Origin of the sequence: Actinomadura parmotrematis (assembly GCF_019458805.1) — a bacterium.
In the GTDB taxonomy this organism is placed as follows: Bacteria; Actinomycetota; Actinomycetes; order Streptosporangiales; family Streptosporangiaceae; genus Spirillospora; species Spirillospora parmotrematis.
Window position 1 is genome coordinate 247,795 of sequence record NZ_JAIBOA010000003.1, and the last position, 16,690, is coordinate 264,484.

Annotated in this window: 14 protein-coding genes; 5 read left to right on the plus strand and 9 right to left on the minus strand. The window is 74.5% G+C overall.

What is annotated here, in order from left to right; all coding sequences use genetic code 11:
* Positions 1-52: 52 nt before the first annotated feature.
* The gene (locus K1Y72_RS06260; protein WP_220164114.1) at positions 53-571 is read right to left on the minus strand and encodes a hypothetical protein; all 519 of its coding nucleotides are present in this window, start codon (positions 569-571) and stop codon (positions 53-55) included.
* Between the two features lie 389 nt (positions 572-960).
* Between K1Y72_RS06260 and K1Y72_RS06265 the strand changes: the two genes are divergently transcribed.
* From K1Y72_RS06265 to hisC, 3 genes are all read left to right on the plus strand, one after another.
* Complete coding sequence (locus tag K1Y72_RS06265) at positions 961-2,442, plus strand: glycoside hydrolase family 71 protein (protein ID WP_308286926.1); 1,482 nt, start codon at positions 961-963, stop codon at positions 2,440-2,442.
* A gap of 180 nt (positions 2,443-2,622) precedes the next feature.
* A complete protein-coding gene (locus K1Y72_RS06270) occupies positions 2,623-2,898 on the plus strand; it encodes a DUF6401 family natural product biosynthesis protein (protein ID WP_220164116.1) in 276 nt (91 codons plus the stop codon).
* Positions 2,899-2,938: 40 nt separating this feature from the next.
* Positions 2,939-4,015 (plus strand): histidinol-phosphate transaminase, encoded by a 1,077-nt coding sequence (hisC, locus tag K1Y72_RS06275; RefSeq protein ID WP_220164117.1) that lies wholly within the window; start codon positions 2,939-2,941, stop codon positions 4,013-4,015.
* Positions 4,016-4,045: 30 nt separating this feature from the next.
* Here hisC and K1Y72_RS06280 read toward each other — a convergent pair whose 3' ends face one another.
* The 5 genes from K1Y72_RS06280 to purB form a co-directional block, all read right to left on the minus strand.
* On the minus strand, positions 4,046-5,017 hold the full coding sequence (locus tag K1Y72_RS06280; protein ID WP_220164118.1) for a hypothetical protein: 972 nt from the start codon (positions 5,015-5,017) through the stop codon (positions 4,046-4,048).
* A 144-nt stretch (positions 5,018-5,161) separates the two neighbouring features.
* Complete coding sequence (locus K1Y72_RS06285; RefSeq protein ID WP_220164489.1) at positions 5,162-6,424, minus strand: transcriptional regulator; 1,263 nt, start codon at positions 6,422-6,424, stop codon at positions 5,162-5,164.
* A gap of 691 nt (positions 6,425-7,115) precedes the next feature.
* Positions 7,116-8,402, minus strand: a complete 1,287-nt coding sequence (gene murA, locus K1Y72_RS06290) for a UDP-N-acetylglucosamine 1-carboxyvinyltransferase (protein WP_220164491.1) — start codon at positions 8,400-8,402, stop codon at positions 7,116-7,118.
* A gap of 362 nt (positions 8,403-8,764) precedes the next feature.
* Positions 8,765-9,553: an MOSC domain-containing protein gene (locus K1Y72_RS06295; protein ID WP_220164119.1), complete on the minus strand. Its 789-nt coding sequence runs from the start codon at positions 9,551-9,553 to the stop codon at positions 8,765-8,767.
* A 25-nt stretch (positions 9,554-9,578) separates the two neighbouring features.
* Positions 9,579-10,889, minus strand: coding sequence for an adenylosuccinate lyase (gene purB / locus K1Y72_RS06300; RefSeq protein ID WP_220164120.1), 1,311 nt, complete (start codon positions 10,887-10,889; stop codon positions 9,579-9,581).
* 187 nt (positions 10,890-11,076) lie between these two features.
* Here purB and K1Y72_RS06305 point away from each other — a divergent pair, with 187 nt between their 5' ends.
* Positions 11,077-12,420, plus strand: a complete 1,344-nt coding sequence (locus K1Y72_RS06305; protein WP_220164121.1) for a UDP-glucose dehydrogenase family protein — start codon at positions 11,077-11,079, stop codon at positions 12,418-12,420.
* Here K1Y72_RS06305 and K1Y72_RS06310 read toward each other — a convergent pair.
* Together K1Y72_RS06310 and K1Y72_RS06315 are read right to left on the minus strand one after the other, a co-directional pair.
* Positions 12,390-13,520, minus strand: coding sequence for a low temperature requirement protein A (locus K1Y72_RS06310; protein WP_220164123.1), 1,131 nt, complete (start codon positions 13,518-13,520; stop codon positions 12,390-12,392). The genes K1Y72_RS06305 and K1Y72_RS06310 overlap by 31 nt on opposite strands.
* 136 nt (positions 13,521-13,656) lie before the next feature.
* Entirely contained in the window at positions 13,657-14,280 is a 624-nt protein-coding gene (locus K1Y72_RS06315) for a TetR/AcrR family transcriptional regulator (RefSeq protein ID WP_220164124.1), read from the minus strand.
* A 54-nt stretch (positions 14,281-14,334) separates the two neighbouring features.
* Between K1Y72_RS06315 and K1Y72_RS06320 the strand changes: the two genes are divergently transcribed.
* On the plus strand, positions 14,335-15,135 hold the full coding sequence (locus K1Y72_RS06320) for an SDR family NAD(P)-dependent oxidoreductase (RefSeq protein WP_220164125.1): 801 nt from the start codon (positions 14,335-14,337) through the stop codon (positions 15,133-15,135).
* Here K1Y72_RS06320 and purD read toward each other — a convergent pair.
* Complete coding sequence (gene purD, locus K1Y72_RS06325; protein WP_220164126.1) at positions 15,132-16,382, minus strand: phosphoribosylamine--glycine ligase; 1,251 nt, start codon at positions 16,380-16,382, stop codon at positions 15,132-15,134. The two genes, K1Y72_RS06320 and purD, sit on opposite strands and share 4 nt — an antisense overlap.
* Positions 16,383-16,690: the final 308 nt, after the last annotated feature.

Below are 16,690 nucleotides of genomic sequence, written 5' to 3' on the forward strand. Positions count from 1 at the left end.
CGCCGCCCGGGGCCTGGGCGGCGCCTCTGGAGTCAGGCGTGGGCGGTGTTCCTTACGGGAGCTTGCGCCACTTGCCCTGGGCGGAGACGTAGAAGGTGTCCTTCTTCAGCTTGCCGACGGCGGCCCGGAGGCGGAACTCGGTGTTCTTCCAGTCCGGGAAGGCGTCGGCGATCCGCAGCGTCTTGCCGTCGCCCTTGGTGTTGACGAGGCACATGTCGTCGATCGCGACGTTCTCGGACTTGATGACCAGGTCGTAGCAGAACCCGGCGCTCTTCCCGTCGCCGCGGGTGTCCTTGATCTTGGCGACGATGAAGACGAACGGCTTGCCGGTGCCCTTGCGGGCCCAGTACCAGTGGCCCCAGACCTGGGCGCCGCGCACCGGCGGCACCGTGTACTGGTGGACCTTGCCGACGCGCATGAAGGTGCCGGCGGCCGCGGAGGCGGTGGCGGCGCTCCGCAGCGTGCCGCCGGTGCGGACCTCGTGGCCGGTGGCGGCGCTCGCGGGGGCGGCGAGGCCGAGGGACACGGCGAGGGCGGTGGCGGCGGCGCCGGCCGTGACGAACTTGCGCATGAACATCCCCTGGAGGTGAAAAGCGGGGAGGGGAGAGCGGCGTGATCATACTGAGGATCCGCGATCTGACGGGATCCTTTTCGGGGCGGACGGAAAGCGGTCGGGCGCCGGGCGGGGCGGACGGGCGCCCGGCCTGCGGTCACGTCCGGCCGGGCGTCCTGAAAAGGAGCTGAAAAGGGCGCGGACTTCGTCGTTTCCGCCGAACTTCCGCCGACCGCCCCGAGCGTGCAGGAATACCTGGACGCGGCGGGCACGGCGGGCACGCGGGGTGGCGGGACGGGCCGGTTCGGTGAAGCGGCGGCGCGGGGCGCCGGGACGGGGCTAGGGTCCCTCCCCAAGATCAACAACCCCCTGCCGAAGGATGTGCGTTCCCCGTGCGCTCACCGAAAGTGCTCTTAACGGCCCTCGCCGGAATCCTCGCCGTCGGGCTCGTCGCCGCCTGGCTGTCGCGGCCCGTCCCGACGGTGACGGCGGCGAAGTCCGGCGCGACCGCCGCGGCCGCCGCGAGCCCGCTCCCGTTCGACCTGCCCTCCACGGCGACGCTGCGCGCCTCCGGGAAGCTGGTGTTCGCGCACTACTTCACCCCCTACCCCCGGTCGCTGGACAACAAGGACGCGTCCGCCGACTACTACACGCGCAACTACCTGAACCCCGCCGGCGAGGGCGGCATCCACGCCGCCTACGGCGGGCTGCTGCGCGACCGGCCGGCCGCGCGGGCGCCGCTCACCGGCGACTACCAGCTCGCCGACATGGAGTACGAGGTCCGCACCGCGATCGCCGCGGGCCTCGACGGCTTCACCGTGGACCTGCTGAACCTCGACCCGTCCTCGGCCCACCGCAAGCGCGTCGACCTGCTGATCAAGGCCGCGCAGGCCGTCGACCCCGGCTTCAAGATCGTGCTGATGCCGGACATGACCGCCACCCAGATCAAGGCCTACACCCCGGCCGGGCTCGCCGCCGCGCTCGCCGGGCTCGCCGCGTCGCCGAACGTGTACCGGCTCGCCGACGGGCGGCTCGTCCTGTCGCCGTTCAAGGCCGAGAACCAGACCGCCGACTGGTACACCCAGCTCACCACCGCGCTGTCGTCCACGTACGGGATCAAGACGGCGCTGGTGCCGGTCTTCCTGAACTTCGGCGCCAACTACGCCAAGTACTCCGCGATCAGCTACGGGTTCTCCAACTGGGGCAACCGCAGCCCGAACCTCCAGGGCGGCGTCGCCGGCAACGTGAGCACCTCCCACACCGCCGGGAAGATCTGGATGCAGCCCGTCGCGGTGCAGGACGAGCGGCCCGACCAGAAGATCTACGACGAGGCCGGCAACACCGAGAACCTGCGCACCACCTGGCAGAACGCCATCAGCGCCGGGACCGACTGGGTGCAGCTCACCACCTGGAACGACTTCTCCGAGGGCACCCAGTTCGCGCCGTCCCCGCACAACGGCGGCGCCTACCTCGACCTCGCGTCCTACTACCTGACCCGGCTGAAGACGGGCGCGTGGCCGGCGATCGTCCGCGACACCGCCTACGTCAGCCACCGGACGCAGCTCGCCGCGACCAAGCCCACCGCGGGCGGCCAGACGGCGTTCATGGTGCCGCGCTCGGGCACGACGACGCCCCGCGACACCGTCGAGGTGCTGTCCTTCCTGAAGGCGGCCGCGACGGTCCGCGCCACCGTCGGCGGCACCGCGACGGACTACGCGGCGGCCGCGGGCGTCCAGGCGAAGCTGTTCCCGCTGGCGTTCGGCGCCAACGGGGCCGCGATCGTGCGGAGCGGGACGACGGTGGCGTCGGTGGCGTCGCCGTTCACCGTCACCGCGACGCCGACGGTCCAGGACCTGCAGTACTCCATCGTGAGCAGCGGCCGAGGCTGACCGTGATCTAGAGGCGGGGCCGGTCCCGGACCGGCCCCGCCCAGATCTTTACCCGGCGTCTCCGGCGGGCGCGGACCCCCGGAAAACAGGCGCTTCCGGCGTTCGGGACGGCGCGGCGGCCGCGGCGGCGGCGAGGCCATGACCTGGGCGTTGCTAGCTTTTTTCATTATGGATAGCGATATGTCCGAAGAGCTGGGGCTGCTGGTCCGCGACATCGGCGACGCGGGCGTCGCGGAGATGGCCCTCACCCCCGGCCTCGCGGCCGCCGTTGACCAGCACGTCGCCGATCTCCGCGCGCTGCTCCCGGACGCCGGCGAGGACGCCCTGATGGGCTACCTCGGCACCTTCGCCGAGGACGCCTTCCACCGCGGCTGGTGGCCCGGCGACACCCGCGACTGGGAGTTCGTCCGCATCGTGGCGGTCTGCTGGATGCTGCGCGAGGGCGCCGCTCACTAAGCTGGACGTACCACCCGTTCGGCGTTCCTGGAGGACAACGGTGTCCGAGACCCCCGCCCCGCGCTTCCGCCCGGTCCTGGACCGGTTCGCGGCCTACCGGCCCGGCCGGGCCGTGGTCTCCCCGGACGGCCGGACGTTCAAGCTCTCCTCCAACGAGTCGCCGCACGGCCCGCTGCCGTCGGTGCAGGAGGCGATCGAGCGGGCCGCCCGCGACGTGAACCGCTACCCCGACAACAGCGCGACCGCGCTGGCGGAGGCGATCGCCGCCGAGCACGGCGTCGCGCCGGAGCAGGTCGTCGTCGGCTGCGGCTCGGTCGGCGTCGCGCAGATGCTGCTGGAGGCGGTCGCCGAACCCGGCGCCGAGATCGTCTACGCTTGGCGCTCGTTCGAGGCGTACCCGCTGCTCGTCGCGCTGTCGGGGGCGACCGGCGTGCAGGTGCCGCTCCGCGACGAGGTCCACGACCTCGCCGCGATGGCCGGCGCGATCACCGAGCGGACGCGGCTGGTGTTCGTCTGCAACCCCAACAACCCGACCGGCACCGTCGTGCACCGCGCCGAACTGGAGGCGTTCCTCGCCCGCGTGCCCGCCGACTGCCTGGTCGTGCTGGACGAGGCGTACACCGAGTACGTCCGCGACGACGGCGTCGTGGACGGCCTGGAGCTGCTCCCCGCCCACCCGAACCTGCTGGTGCTGCGGACCTTCTCCAAGGCGTACGGCCTGGCCGGGCTGCGCACCGGCTTCGCGATCGCGCACGCGCCGGTCGCCGAGGCCGTCCGCAAGACCTACCTGCCGTTCAGCGTCAACTCGATCGCGCAGGCCGCCGGCATCGCCTCCCTCGCCGCCAAGGGCGAGCTGCTGGAGCGCGTCGAGGCGACCGTGAAGGAGCGCGACCGCGTGCACGCCGCGCTCACCGCCGGCGGCTGGACCGTGCCGCCGTCGGAGGCCAACTTCGTGTGGCTGCGCCTCGGCGACCGCACGCTGGAGTTCGCGGCCGCCTGCGAGGAGCAGGGCGTCAGCGTGCGGCCCTTCGACGGCGAGGGCGCGCGCGTGTCCATCGGGTCGGCGGAGGAGAACGACGCCTTCCTCGCCGTCGCGCGGGCCTTCACCGCACGCTAGCGCGTACCGCACGCCAGCGCGTACCGCGCGTCAGGGAGTCGCGGCGGGCGTGGGCGTCGCCGGGGGCGGCGGCGAGGGGGTCGGGCTGGACGCCGGAGCCTTGGTCGGCGCCGGGGCGGGCTTCTGCGTCGGCCGCGTGCGCTGCGCCGACGTCGCGGACGCCTTGGCCTTGGGCTTGGCCTTCTTCTTCGGCGCCTTCGCGCTCGGCTTCGCCGTCGTGGCGCCCGCCGACGGCGTCGCCGGCGCGGACGGCGCGGGCCGCGACGCGCCGGGCGTGCCCGGCGCCGCCTCGCGGGGCTCGGCGGACGCCGGCGCGGACGGCTTCCGCGACGGCGCCTCCGGCTTCGGCGACATCTGCAGGACGCTCGGCAGGCCGCGGCGGATCGGCGTGTAGCCGACCGTCGAGGCGACGGCCGCGCCGATCGCGACGACGAGCACCGCCGTGCACGCGGCCGCGGCGATCCGCCACCGGTCGCGCCGGGCCGGGCGGTCCGGCGCGCCGCCGGTCCGCTGCGTCGCGAGGGTGTCCTGCGCGGCGGCCGGCACGAGCGCGGGCGTGATCTTGGGGATGGGGCGGGTCTCCTCCTCCAGCAGGCCCGGGCGCTCGGCCGCGGCCGCCACGGCCGCCGCCGCGGGACCGGCGAGCGCGTCGCCGGGCGCGGTGCGCGTCGGAGCGGCGGCGGCGCGGCGCGGGCGCGGGCCGTCCTTCAGCCACCGGTGGCCGGTGGCGGGACGGTAGGCCGTCACCTCGTCGCCCGCCTCCGGGGCGGGCGCCGCCGCCTCGGGGGCGGGGCGGTGGCGCCGGGCCGGCCGGTCGCGGCGGGTCTGGAGGGTGTCGGAGGCGGGCGCGCCCGCGTCGATGAGGGCGCGCACGGCGGCGTCGGCCGGATCGCGGACCGTGACCGGCTCGCCGTCCGGGCCGCGCGGCGTCGCATCGCACGGGGCCGGGTCGTCGGACGGGACGCGGGCGCCGCTGCGGGGGGCCGCGGTGGAGTCTCCCATACCTGTTCCGACGTGGGATCAAGGCCGGGGGTTGCATCCGGGACGCGAGATACCGGAGAGAATCCGCAGGTCAGAGCGGCAAAAGGGGTATGTGGTGCGGATCGGACGGGTCCGGGGGGCGGCGGGCCCGGACCCGTCCGGCGCTCACGTCCCCGCCTTCGGCCCCAGCTTCTCCACGATGAGCCGGTAGAGCTGGCGCGGCCGGCCCGGCTGCGGCGTCCGGTTCGGCGGCAGCGGCCAGGCGAGGCCCTCCTCGACCAGCGTGCGGAGCAGGCGGCGCGCGGTGCGCGGGGTGACGCCGAGCATCTTGCCCGCGTTCTCCGCGTCCACGATGAGCGGCTGCTCCTGGTCGCCGAGCTTGTCGGCGAGCCGGGCGAGGATCTCCAGCCCCTTCGGCTTGGCCTGCGGCGCCGCGCGCGGCGGCGTGCGCGGCGCGGGCACGAGCGCCCGGCCGTCGCGGTCGAGCGCGAAGCCCTGCGCCCGCTGCGAGGACTGCGACCGGGCGAGCGCCGCGCGCGCGTGCGACTCGGCCTCGTGCGCGGTGCGGCCCATGCCGATGCCGACCTCGATGGCGAGGCCGAGCTCCTCGCGGACCCGCTCGACGAACGGCGGCGTGCGGAACCCCTCGGTGGTCGCGGTGACCGAGCCGCGGGTCGCGATGACCAGGTAGCTGTGGTCGTCCAGCGGCCACACCGAGGCGTTCATCCGGTGCGCCTCCTGGAGCAGCACCCGGTGCAGCGCGAGCTTCAGCTCGTCGCGCCAGTAGCGGGGGGTGACGCGCCGCGGGGTCTCCCGCAGCGTCGGCACGTCCACCAGCACCACCACGAGCTGCGACTCCTCCAGCCGGTGGTGCGCGCCGAGCAGCGCCGCCGTCTGCAGCGAGCTGCGGATCGCCGCGCCCGTCGGCCGCACCCGGATGGTCGGCACGCCGGCCATCTCCATGCGCTCGGCGGTGGCGTGCACGCAGGTCATCGCGACGGTCGTCGCGCCGCGCCGCCAGAGCCGCTCGTGGAAGGCCGCGAGCGTGCCCGGCCCGGCGGCCTCCTCGCGCAGGTGCACCTGGTCGGTGCCGAGGCTCACCTCGGCGTAGGCCTCCTCGACCTCGGCGCGGCCGAGCACGTCGATGCTGACCCGGCCGGGGTCGAAGCGCTCGTCCAGCGCGGCCCGCAGCAGCGCGCCCTGGAGGGCGGCGCCGTTCAGCGGGACGTAGGTGGCGGGCATGGTGAGCACGCCGGCCTTGCGCGCGAAGTCGTAGGGGACCGGGCTGGCGAACAGGCACACGTCCACGCCCGACCCGAGCCGGACGACCTTGTCGGCCGCCTCCTGCTCGTCGCGGTAGGCGGCGGCCACCAGCCGGCTCGGCACCGGCGTCGGGCCGTGGCCCATCAGCATGACCCGCTCCACCAGGTCGTGCGGCCCGACCACGCCGATCGTGAGGTCGGGCGTCACCGACCCCGTCCGCGGCGCCGTCACGGGCGCCCGCTCGGTTCCCGCGCGGAGGCCGTCCCCCCGCGCGTGGGGGGACGTTCCTGTCCGGTTCGGTGGCCCCGGTCCGGCCATGCGTTCGCGCACGCTCCGCCCAACGGTCGTCTCATGGCTTGTCGCCCCTGCCTTCTGACCCTGCACCGCAGTTCCCGTGCGATTCGTTCCTCAGTGGGCAGATCGGGTCAGGGCGACCGCGTGTGACGCCCAGACGCGAAATCGAATCAAGAGTGCGGCGAAAAAGTAACCTACGCGACCCCTTGGTCAGTAATTTGTCACCATTCGGCCAGCCTTGATCCAGCATCTTCGGTCGTCCGAAGTTGAAAAACAAGACCCGAAAACGCGGCAAGGGGCCTCCGGTGGCGCTGAAGCGCATCCAGGAGACCCCTGTGGCGGGCGTTTCGTCTACCCCTTGGCCGAAACGTGTGCGAAGCGTTGCCTGCCGTCCGGAAAGACGACCGATGTGATCATCTACTTGATCATCTGGCCGGTACCGGTGATTTTCTGCCTTGACCGCTTCTGTCAGCCGCCCGGGAGGACCGGGTTTCGCGCCTGGTGTTCCGTTTCGGTGCGAATCGGGGAATCGCCCCGGGCGGCCGGCAGCGTGACCGCCCGGTCAGACCTCTTCGCGGACGATGTCGGCGCCGAGCCCGCGCAGCCGCTCGGCGGTGTGCGCGTGCCCGCGGTCCAGGTAGTAGGCGGAGGTGATGGTCGTCTCGCCCTCGGCGGCGAGGCCGGCCAGCACGAGCGCGCTGCCGCAGCGCAGGTCGTGCGCCTCCACCGTCGCGCCGCGCAGCCGGGACGGCCCGTTGACCTTGGCCCGGTTGCCGTCCACCTCGATGTCGGCGCCCATCCTGCCGAGCTCGCCGGCCAGCTTGAACCGGCCGTCGAAGATCCGCTCGTAGATGTAGGACGGGCCGTCGGCCAGGCAGGACAGCGCCATGATCGGCGACTGCAGGTCGGTGGCGAAGCCCGGGTACTCGTCGGTGATGATGTTGATCGGGCGGAGCGCCCGGTCGCGGCGCACCTGCAGGACGGCGCCCTGCTGGTGGAACTCCACGCCCATCTGCTCCAGCTTGTCGCCCGCGACGCCGAGGTGCTCCAGGTTCGCGCCGACCAGGCTGAGGTCGCCGCCGGTGATCGCGGCGGCCATCACGAACACGCCGGCGTCGATGCGGTCGGGCATCACGGTGTGCTCGACGCCGCTCAGCTCGCCGACGCCCTCGACGGTGATGAAGCCGGTGCCGCCGCCGCGGATCTCGGCGCCCATGGCGCGCAGGATCGCGATGTTGTCGAGCACCTCCGGCTCCAGCGCGGCGTTCTTGATCAGGGTGGTGCCGCGGGCCATCGCCGCCGCCATGATCAGGTTCTCGGTGCCGGTGTGCGAGGGCGTGTCGCAGTACAGCGTGGCGCCGCGCAGGTCGCCGGCCTTGATGTGGATCGTTCCGTCGCCGTTGTCGGCCACCTGCTCGGTGACCGTGGCGCCCATCCGCTTGAAGCCGTTGTAGTGGAAGTCCAGGTTGCGGCTGCCGAGGTTGCAGCCGCCGACGCCCTCGATGACGGCCTCGCCGAGCCGGTGCAGCAGCGCCGGGACGAACAGGAACGACCCGCGGAACCGCGCGGCGATCTCGGCCGGCAGCACCGGGCTGTTCAGGGTGGAGGCGTCGATGACCAGGGTGCGCTCGGCCTCGTGCAGCTCGGCCTTGGCGCCGACCGCGCGGGCCAGCTCCACCGCGCGCCGCACGTCCTCGATGATGGGGACGTTGCGCAGCACGGTGCGGCCCTTGCTGGCCATCAGCGAGGCACCGATCATCGGCAGCACGGCGTTCTTGGCCCCCTGGATGAAGACGGTGCCGTGCAGCTGGCCGCCGCCGCGCACGCGGTAGCGGACGTCGTGGGCCATGCTCATGCCGTGTGACTCCTTATCGCCGCGGGCCGGGCGCCCGCCGGAAGGTCCGGGACCACTCGCCCGCGCGCTTCCAGCGGCGGTGACAGGGCCGCGAGCGCATCGGACGGGCGTCCTGCGTGCCGATCGCGGAACCAGTAAACCACCGGGGCGAGCGTGGAGCGTCCGTGCGCGCCCCGGGGCGGCGAGTCTGATCGTTGAGATGCGCGATCACCCCTCGCGGGTTCGCCGAAATGCCCACTGGATCAAGAAAAATCGGAAATGTCGAGCCGCGCTCCCCCGGGGTGGTCCCATGATCGACGACGCCCCGGACGAGGACGGGCCGCCGACCGCGATCGCCGTCCTCGGCCGCCGCCGGCCTACCGGTGCGCGAGCACCTCGACGTCGTCGCCGACGGCGAGCGGGCCGGTGACGCGCGGGACGGCGTTCTGGCCGAACAGCAGCCCCCGGTCGATGTTGCGGTAGCGGGCGAGGGTGCGCAGCGGCTCGCGGCCGCGCTCGCCGGTCTCCTGGTCGGTGGTGGTGATGACGCAGCGCGCGCACGGCTTGACGAGCTCGATCTCGGTGCCGCCGATCCGCAGCAGCCGCACCTTGTCCTCCCCGTAGGCGCCGAGGCCGCGCACCACCAGGTTCGGGCGGAAGCGGTCCATGGGCAGCGGCGCGTCCAGCCGCCCGTTGAGGTCCTCCAGCGACTCCTCGGAGATCAGCAGCAGCGGGTAGCCGTCGGCGAAGGCGACCTCGCCGCCGCCGTGCGCGGTGGCCCGGTGCCCGGTGAAGCGGACGAGGCGGCACGGGCGGCCGAGCGCCCGCGCGAACCAGGCGGCCGCCGCGTCGCCCTGGTCGACGCCGAGGCAGGGGTTGCCGTGGACCGTCACCCGGGCCGCCGGGCCGCCGTCCACCGGGGTGTGGACGAGCGGCTCGGCGTCGTCGAAGCGCACCGACAGGACGCCGTCGCGGACCGGCTCGCGGACCGGCCGCAGCCGGGCCATCGCGGCGCACTCGCGCTGCGACAGGTGCCGCCCCTCCGGCGTGGCCAGCATGAACTCCCGGTCGTCGCGCAGGCCGGTGGCGATCAGCTCGGCGCCGCGCAGGGACGTCCCGCCGGCGCTCTTCAGCGGGTAGGAGTGCAGGGCGGTCAGGGTCGCCATCGGGGGCTCCTGTCGGTCGGGAGGGTCAGGAGAGCGCGGCCAGCCGGTCGAACATCGGCGCGAGCCGCTCCACGAACCGCTCGGGGCGGCAGACCTCGTCGAGCCGCGCCTCGTCCAGCTCCAGGCCCGCCTCGGCGGCCCGGGTCCGCAGCGTCTCGCGGAAGGGGACGCCGGTCTCCCAGGTCTCCATCGCGGCCCGCTGGACGAGCGGGTACGCCTCGTCGTCGCGGGACATGCCGGCCTCGACCAGCTCCAGCAGCACCGTGGAGGTGTAGATGAGGCCGCCGGTGGAGTCGAGGTTGGCGCGCATCCGGTCGGCGTCCACCACCAGGCCCGACATGAGACGGTCCGTCAGGTTCAGCATGTAGTCGAGGGCGATCGAGGCGTCCGGCAGCGCGATCCGCTCGGTCGAGGAGTGCGAGATGTCGCGCTCGTGCCAGAGCGGGATGCCCTCCATGACCGGGACGATCTGCGCCCGCACGATCCGCGCCATCCCGGCGAGCCGCTCGGAGATGATCGGGTTCTTCTTGTGCGGCATGGCCGAGGAGCCCTTCTGGCCCTTGCCGAACGGCTCCCACAGCTCGCGGACCTCGGTGCGCTGCCCGTGCCGCACCTCCAGCGCGACCGCCTCGCAGACCGTCGCCATGATCGCCAGCGCGGACGTCCACTCGCTGATGCCGTCGCGCAGCACCACCTGCGTGGACACGTCGGCCGCCGCCAGCCCGAGCTCGCGCGCCACGTGCGCCTCGATCGCCGGGTCGATGTTGGAGTAGGTGCCGACGGCGCCGGAGATCGCCATCACGCCGACGGCTTCGCGGGCGCGGCGCAGCCGGTCGCGCGAGCGCGCCATCGCGAACGCGAAGTCGGCGACCCGGTGGCCCCACACGTCGGGCTCGCCGTGGATGCCGTGGGTGCGGCCGACGCGCAGCGTCGCCCGGTGCGCCAGCGCGTGGTCGCGCAGCGTCGCGACCAGGGCGTCGGCCTTGGCCAGCAGGATGTCGGTGGCCTCGGTGAGCTGGAGCGCGAGGGCGGTGTCCAGCAGGTCCGAGGACGTCATGCCGAAGTGCACGAACCGGGCCGCCTCGCGCGGCTCGGTGTTGTCCGCCCAGGCCGACAGGAACGCGATCACGTCGTGCTGGGTGACCGCCTCGATCGCGTGCACCGCCTCCGGCGTGGGCGGCGGCGCCTTGCGGACGGGCTCGACCACGTCGGCGGGGACGGTGCCGGCCTCGGCGTGCGCCTCCACGACCAGGGTCTCCACCCGGCACCACAGCTCGTACTTGTGCGCGTCCGACCAGACGCGGCCCATCTCCGGAAGTGTGTACCGTTCGATCACCCCCCGATTCTCCCAGCTCGGCGGGGATGCTCGGCGCGCGCGGGGGCGTTCCTGAGCATTCGGTGAGAAACGCCCCGCTCAGGGCGTCGCCGTCCGGAACATGCCCTAGCATTCCCTTGTCCCGACGTCGTGACCGCAGCCCGACCCTGCCGGGATACCGCCACCCGCCCGGAGGAGGGGTCCCGCCATGCGTCCGCAGCCCCGTTCGGCCCCCCGTCTCACCGTGATCGGCACCGGCTACCTCGGCGCCACCCACGCCATCTGCACCGCCGTCCTCGGCTACGAGGTGCTCGCCGTGGACGTCGACGCCGCCAAGATCGAGAAACTGGCCGCCGGCGAGGTCCCGTTCTTCGAGCCGGGCCTGCCCGAGATGCTCGCCAAGGCCCTGGAGTCGGGCCGGCTCCGCTTCACCGCCGACCTCGCCGAGGCCGCCGCGTTCGGCGACGTGCACTTCGTCTGCGTCGGCACCCCGCAGGCCGACGGCTCCGGCGCCGCCGACCTGTCCTACGTGGACGCCGCCTTCACCGGCCTCGCCCGCCACCTCGACCGGCCCGCCGTGATCGTCGGCAAGTCGACCGTGCCGGTCGGGACGGCCGCGCGCCTCACCGCGCTCGTCCAGGACCTCGCGCCCGCCGGGACGGACGTCGAGGTCGCCTGGAACCCCGAGTTCCTGCGCGAGGGGTTCGCCGTCGAGGACACCCTGCGCCCGAGCCGCCTGGTGTTCGGCGTCGCCTCGCCGTGGGCGGAGGAGCGGCTGCGCGCCGCGTTCGCGCCCGTCATCGCCGAGGACGTCCCGGTCGTCGTCACCGACCTCGCCACCGCCGAGCTGGTGAAGGTCGCCGCGAACAGCTTCCTCGCCACCAAGATCTCCTACATCAACGCGATGGCCGAGGTCTGCGAAGCGACCGGCGCGGACGTCAAGGACCTCGCCGACGCGCTCGCCTTCGACGACCGGATCGGCGGCAGGTTCCTCAAGCCGGGCCTCGGGTTCGGCGGCGGCTGCCTGCCCAAGGACATCCGGGCCTTCGCCCACCGCGCGGACGAGCTCGGCGTCGGGCAGGCGGTGTCGTTCCTGCGCGAGGTGGACGCGATCAACCGGCGGCGCCGCGCCCGCACCGTCGACCTCGTCCGCGAGCTCGCCGGCGGCGACCTGGACGGCGCCCGCATCGCCTGCCTCGGCGCCGCGTTCAAGCCCGACAGCGACGACATCCGTGACGCGCCCGCGCTCGACGTGGCGCGCACCCTGCACGGCCTCGGCGCCCGCGTCCGCGTCTACGACCCGGCCGCCCTCGGCAACGCCCGCCGCGCCTTCCCCGAGCTCGACTACGGCACCGGCGCCCTGGACGTCGCCCGCGACGCCGACGTGGTCGTCCTGCTCACCGAGTGGGCCGAGTTCCGCGAGATCGACCCCGGCGCCCTCGCCGAGGCCGTCGCGCACAAGCGCATCGTGGACGGGCGGCACGTCCTGGACGCCGCCCGCTGGCGCGCCGCCGGGTGGGACTACCGGGCGCTCGGCCGCAACTTCGGCTGATCCGGCGCGGGCGCGCGGCGCTCGGCGACGACCACCGCCGCCAGCACCGCGATCAGCAGCGCCAGCTCGGCGGCGGCGAGCGCGAGGCCCGCCGCCGCCACCGCGAGCGCGGCCGCCGCGCCCGCCAGCCGGATCCGGGACGGCCCGATCCCCATGACCCGCCGGAACCACACGTCGCCGAGCAGGTAGAGCGCGACGCCGCCGCCGAGCGCGAGCGCCTGCGCGAAGGTGAGGTGGCCCCAGGCGTGCCCGATCGCCTTCTTGGCGCCCGCCGCCATCGCCACGATCCCGATGATCAGCGGGAGGTGGGCGTAGAAGTAGCCGAACATCGTCATCTGGGTGCGGGCCGTCTCGTCCGCCTCGGCCAGCGCGTGCTCGGCGCGCGCGTCGTCGCCGTCGAAGTAGGTCCACCAGACGCCCGCCGCGAGGGCGAGCCCGAGCACCGCCGCGGCGGCGAGGCCGGCGTCCCGCGGCAGGCCCTCCGCGCCCACCCCGACCGCGATCACCGACTCGCCGATGGTGATCATGACGAGCAGGCCGTGCCGCTCCACGATGTGGCCCGGCTGGATGAGGAACCGGCCGCCCGCCGGGACGACGTAGGGCTGCACGATCGGCACCACGAGCGCCAGCGTCCAGAGGACGTACACGAGCGGCCCGTGGCCGGCCAGCCCGGCCCCGACGATCAGCACGCCGGCGAGCAGGTTGGCGGGCAGGATCCGGAAGATCTGCGGGTTGCCCTGCGCGTACAGGGCGGCGTGCGCGGCCACCAGCACCAGGTAGCCGGCGCCCCACAGCACGCCGCCGTCGCCGAACGCCGTCGGCGTGGCGAGCGCGACGAGCAGGAAGCCCGCCATCCCCGCGAGGACGACGAGGCGCCGCCCGGCCGACGTCGGCGCCATCGTGTTGGTCAGCCAGGCGTAGCCGCTGTACATCCACCACAGCACGCCGAACATGAGGGCGACCTCGGCGAGGCCGTGCGGGGTGAGGTCGTGCGCGAGCACGCCGGTGAGCTGGGTGATGCAGAACACGAAGACCAGGTCGAAGAACAGCTCCAGCGTCGTGACGCCGAGCACCTCCTCGACCCGCCGGGGGAGGGTCATGGCCGGTAAGTATGTAATCATCCGCCCCTCCCTGGCTAGATCACTCCGCCCCCCCCGGTTGAGATGCGGCGTGTTGGCCTCTGGGAGCGCTCCCAGAGGCCAACTCGCCGCATCTCAACGGGCGGTGACCGGGGGGTCAGGGGATGAGGCGGTCCAGCAGGCGGGGATCCAGGCCGGGGACGGGGTCCAGGGCGTGCGCGGCGCGCAGGGCGGCGACGAGGGTCGCGGTGGCGAGCGCGACGACCGTCGCGGCGGGGACGTCGCGGTGCTCCAGGCGGTCGGCGAGCATCGCGTCCCAGCCGGTGACCCAGCCGCGCACGGCGGCGCGCAGCGCGGGCGGATGCGGCTCGCGGACGCCGAGCGCGGCCAGCAGCCGGGCGGCGCCCGCCGCCTGGTGGCGCTCGATGAGGGCGCGGACCTCGGCGTCGGCGCCGTTGCCCGCGCGCATGAGCGCGAGGAAGCCGCGGGCGTGCGCGTCGATGTGGGCGACGTGGCGGGTGAGGGCGTCGCGCAGCCGCTCCGCCGGGGGGCCGTCCGCCTGCGGCGCCTCGTGGACGGCGCGCAGCCGCTCGGCGGCGGCCTCGACGACGGCCAGGTACAGGCCGCGCTTGCTCCCGAAGTGGTGGGCGACCAGGCCGTAGGCGACGCCGGCGCGGCGGGCGACCTCCGACGTCGTCACCTCGTCGAAGGGGCGGGCGGTGAACAGCTCGGCCGCGGCGTCGAGGATGAGGGCGCGGCGGCCGGGGTTGACGGTCGGCACGGGACGAGGTTAGCGTCCGGACTGATTGATAATCAATCAGTCCTGGAGGGGCGCATGGGCCGGATCTCCCTGGCCGGGGCGCCGGTGCTGGTCACCGGCGCGTCGAGCGGCATCGGGCGGGCGGTCGCCGCCGAGTTGGCGGCGCGCGGCGCCCGGCTGGCGATCGCCGCCCGCCGGACCGCGCTGCTGGAGGAGGCCGCCGACGCGATCGCCGCCGCCGGCGCGCCCCGCCCCGTCGTGCTCGCGGCCGACCTCGCCCGGCCGGGCGCCGCGGACGCCCTGGCCCGCGACGCCCTCGCGGCCCTCGGCGGCGTCCGCGTGCTCGTCAACAACGCGGGCGCCGGGCTGGTCGCCGCGCAGGGCGAGGCGGGCGACGGCGCGGAGGCCCGCGCGCTGTTCGAGACGAACTTCTGGGCGCCGCTCGCGCTGACCCGGCGGCTGCTGCCCGCGCTGCGCGCCGAGCGCGGCACGGTCGTCAACGTGACGTCGAGCCTGCAAGCCGTCCCGGTGCCGCTGCTCGGCCACTACGGCGCGTCCAAGGCGGCGCTCGCTCACGCCACCCGCACCCTCCGGCACGAGCTGGCCGGCACCGGCGTCACGGTGCTGGAGGCGGTGCCCGGCGCCACCGACACCGCCGCCCGCGACATCGACCTGCTGCCCTGGCGGGACGGCCCGATGCGCACGCCGCCGCCGGTCTCCCCGGAGTCGGCGGCGCGCGCCGTCGTCACCGCGATCGAGAAGGGGCGGCGGCGCCGCGTCCACCCGCGCCTCTCGCTGCTCCCGCTCGAACTCCCCGCCGCCGGCCGCGCCGTCGCCGCCCTCGTCACCCCGCGCATCGACACCGCGCGCGGCTAGGACAGCCCGGACGCCTTCAGGGCGATGTCGGTGCGGTGGTGGGAGCCGCGCAGGGCGATGCGGGCGGTGGCGGTGTAGGCGGCCTCGCGCGCCTTCGCCAGGTTCTCGCCCGTGCCGACGACGCTGAGGACGCGGCCGCCGGTCGCGACGAGGCGGCCCTCGCCGTCCACCGCGGTGCCCGCGTGCAGGACGTAGGCGCCGGGGACGGCGTCCGCCTCCGGGACGCCGGTGATCACGTCGCCCTTGACGGGGGACTCGGGGTAGCCCTCGGCCGCCACGACCACCGTCACCGCCGCGCCGTCGTGCCACTCCAGGCGGAGCGCCGGGTCCAGGCCGCCGAGCGCGCACGCCTGGAGCAGCCCGGCGAGCGGCGTCGCGAGGCGGTCCAGGACGACCTGCGTCTCCGGGTCGCCGAAGCGGGCGTTGAACTCCACCACCCGCACGCCGTTCGACGTCAGCGCGAGGCCCGCGTACAGCACGCCGACGTAGGGCGTCTCGCGGCGCCGCAGCTCGTCGATCGCCGGCTGCACGACGGTCGCCATGACCTCCTCCACCAGGCCGGGCGCGACCCAGCCGAGCGGAGTGTAGGCGCCCATGCCGCCGGTGTTCGGGCCCGCGTCGCCGTCGAGGGCGCGCTTGAAGTCCTGGGCGGGCAGCAGCGGGACGGCGTGCGCGCCGTCGCTCAGCGCGAACAGCGACACCTCGGGGCCGTCGAGGAACTCCTCGATGACGACCCGCTCGCAGCCGGCCGCGTGCTCCAGCGCGGCCGCGCGGTCGCCGGTGACGACGACGCCCTTGCCCGCCGCGAGGCCGTCGTCCTTCACCACGTAGGGCGGGCCGAAGGCGTCCAGGGCCGCGGCGGCCTCGGCCGCCGACTCGCAGACGAACGCCGCCGCCGTCGGCACCTTCGCCGACCGCATGACCTCCTTGGCGAACGCCTTGGACCCCTCGATCCGCGCCGCCGCCGCGTCCGGCCCGAAGCAGGCGACGCCGGCGGCGCGCAGCGCGTCCCCCACCCCGGCGACCAGCACGGCCTCCGGGCCCACGACGACGAGGTCGACGGCGAGGCGGCGGGCCAGCTCGACCACCGCCACCGGGTCGGTCGGGTCGATCTGGTGGTTGACCGCGATCGGCGCCGTGCCGGGGTTGCCGGGCCCGCAGTGGAGCTCGGTGACGGCGGGGTCGCGGTGCAGGGCGCGGGCGAGCGCGTGCTCGCGGCCCCCGGATCCTAGGACGAGTACTCGCACGCGCTACAGCCTGCCAGAACGCGCGCCCCGGCGAGACGCGGGGCATACCCGCGCATGAGGTTCCGTTGTCCCGGAGGGCGCGGCGGTACGCGGTGAACCTGCGCGTTGTCCCAGGCGTCTCATATGTCGGCTGGTAGGCTGCGCCGGGTCGCGGGTACGTTCCGCGGCCGACGCGCTGTGACCGAAGGGAGGTGGTCGGGATGCATCCTGGTGATACGTGTAGTTCGCCGGAGAACCCTCACAGTCCGAGCCGGACTGTCCGACCGTCCGCCCTCTCACGGCGTCCGGCCATCGCCCCCGCGCGCTCC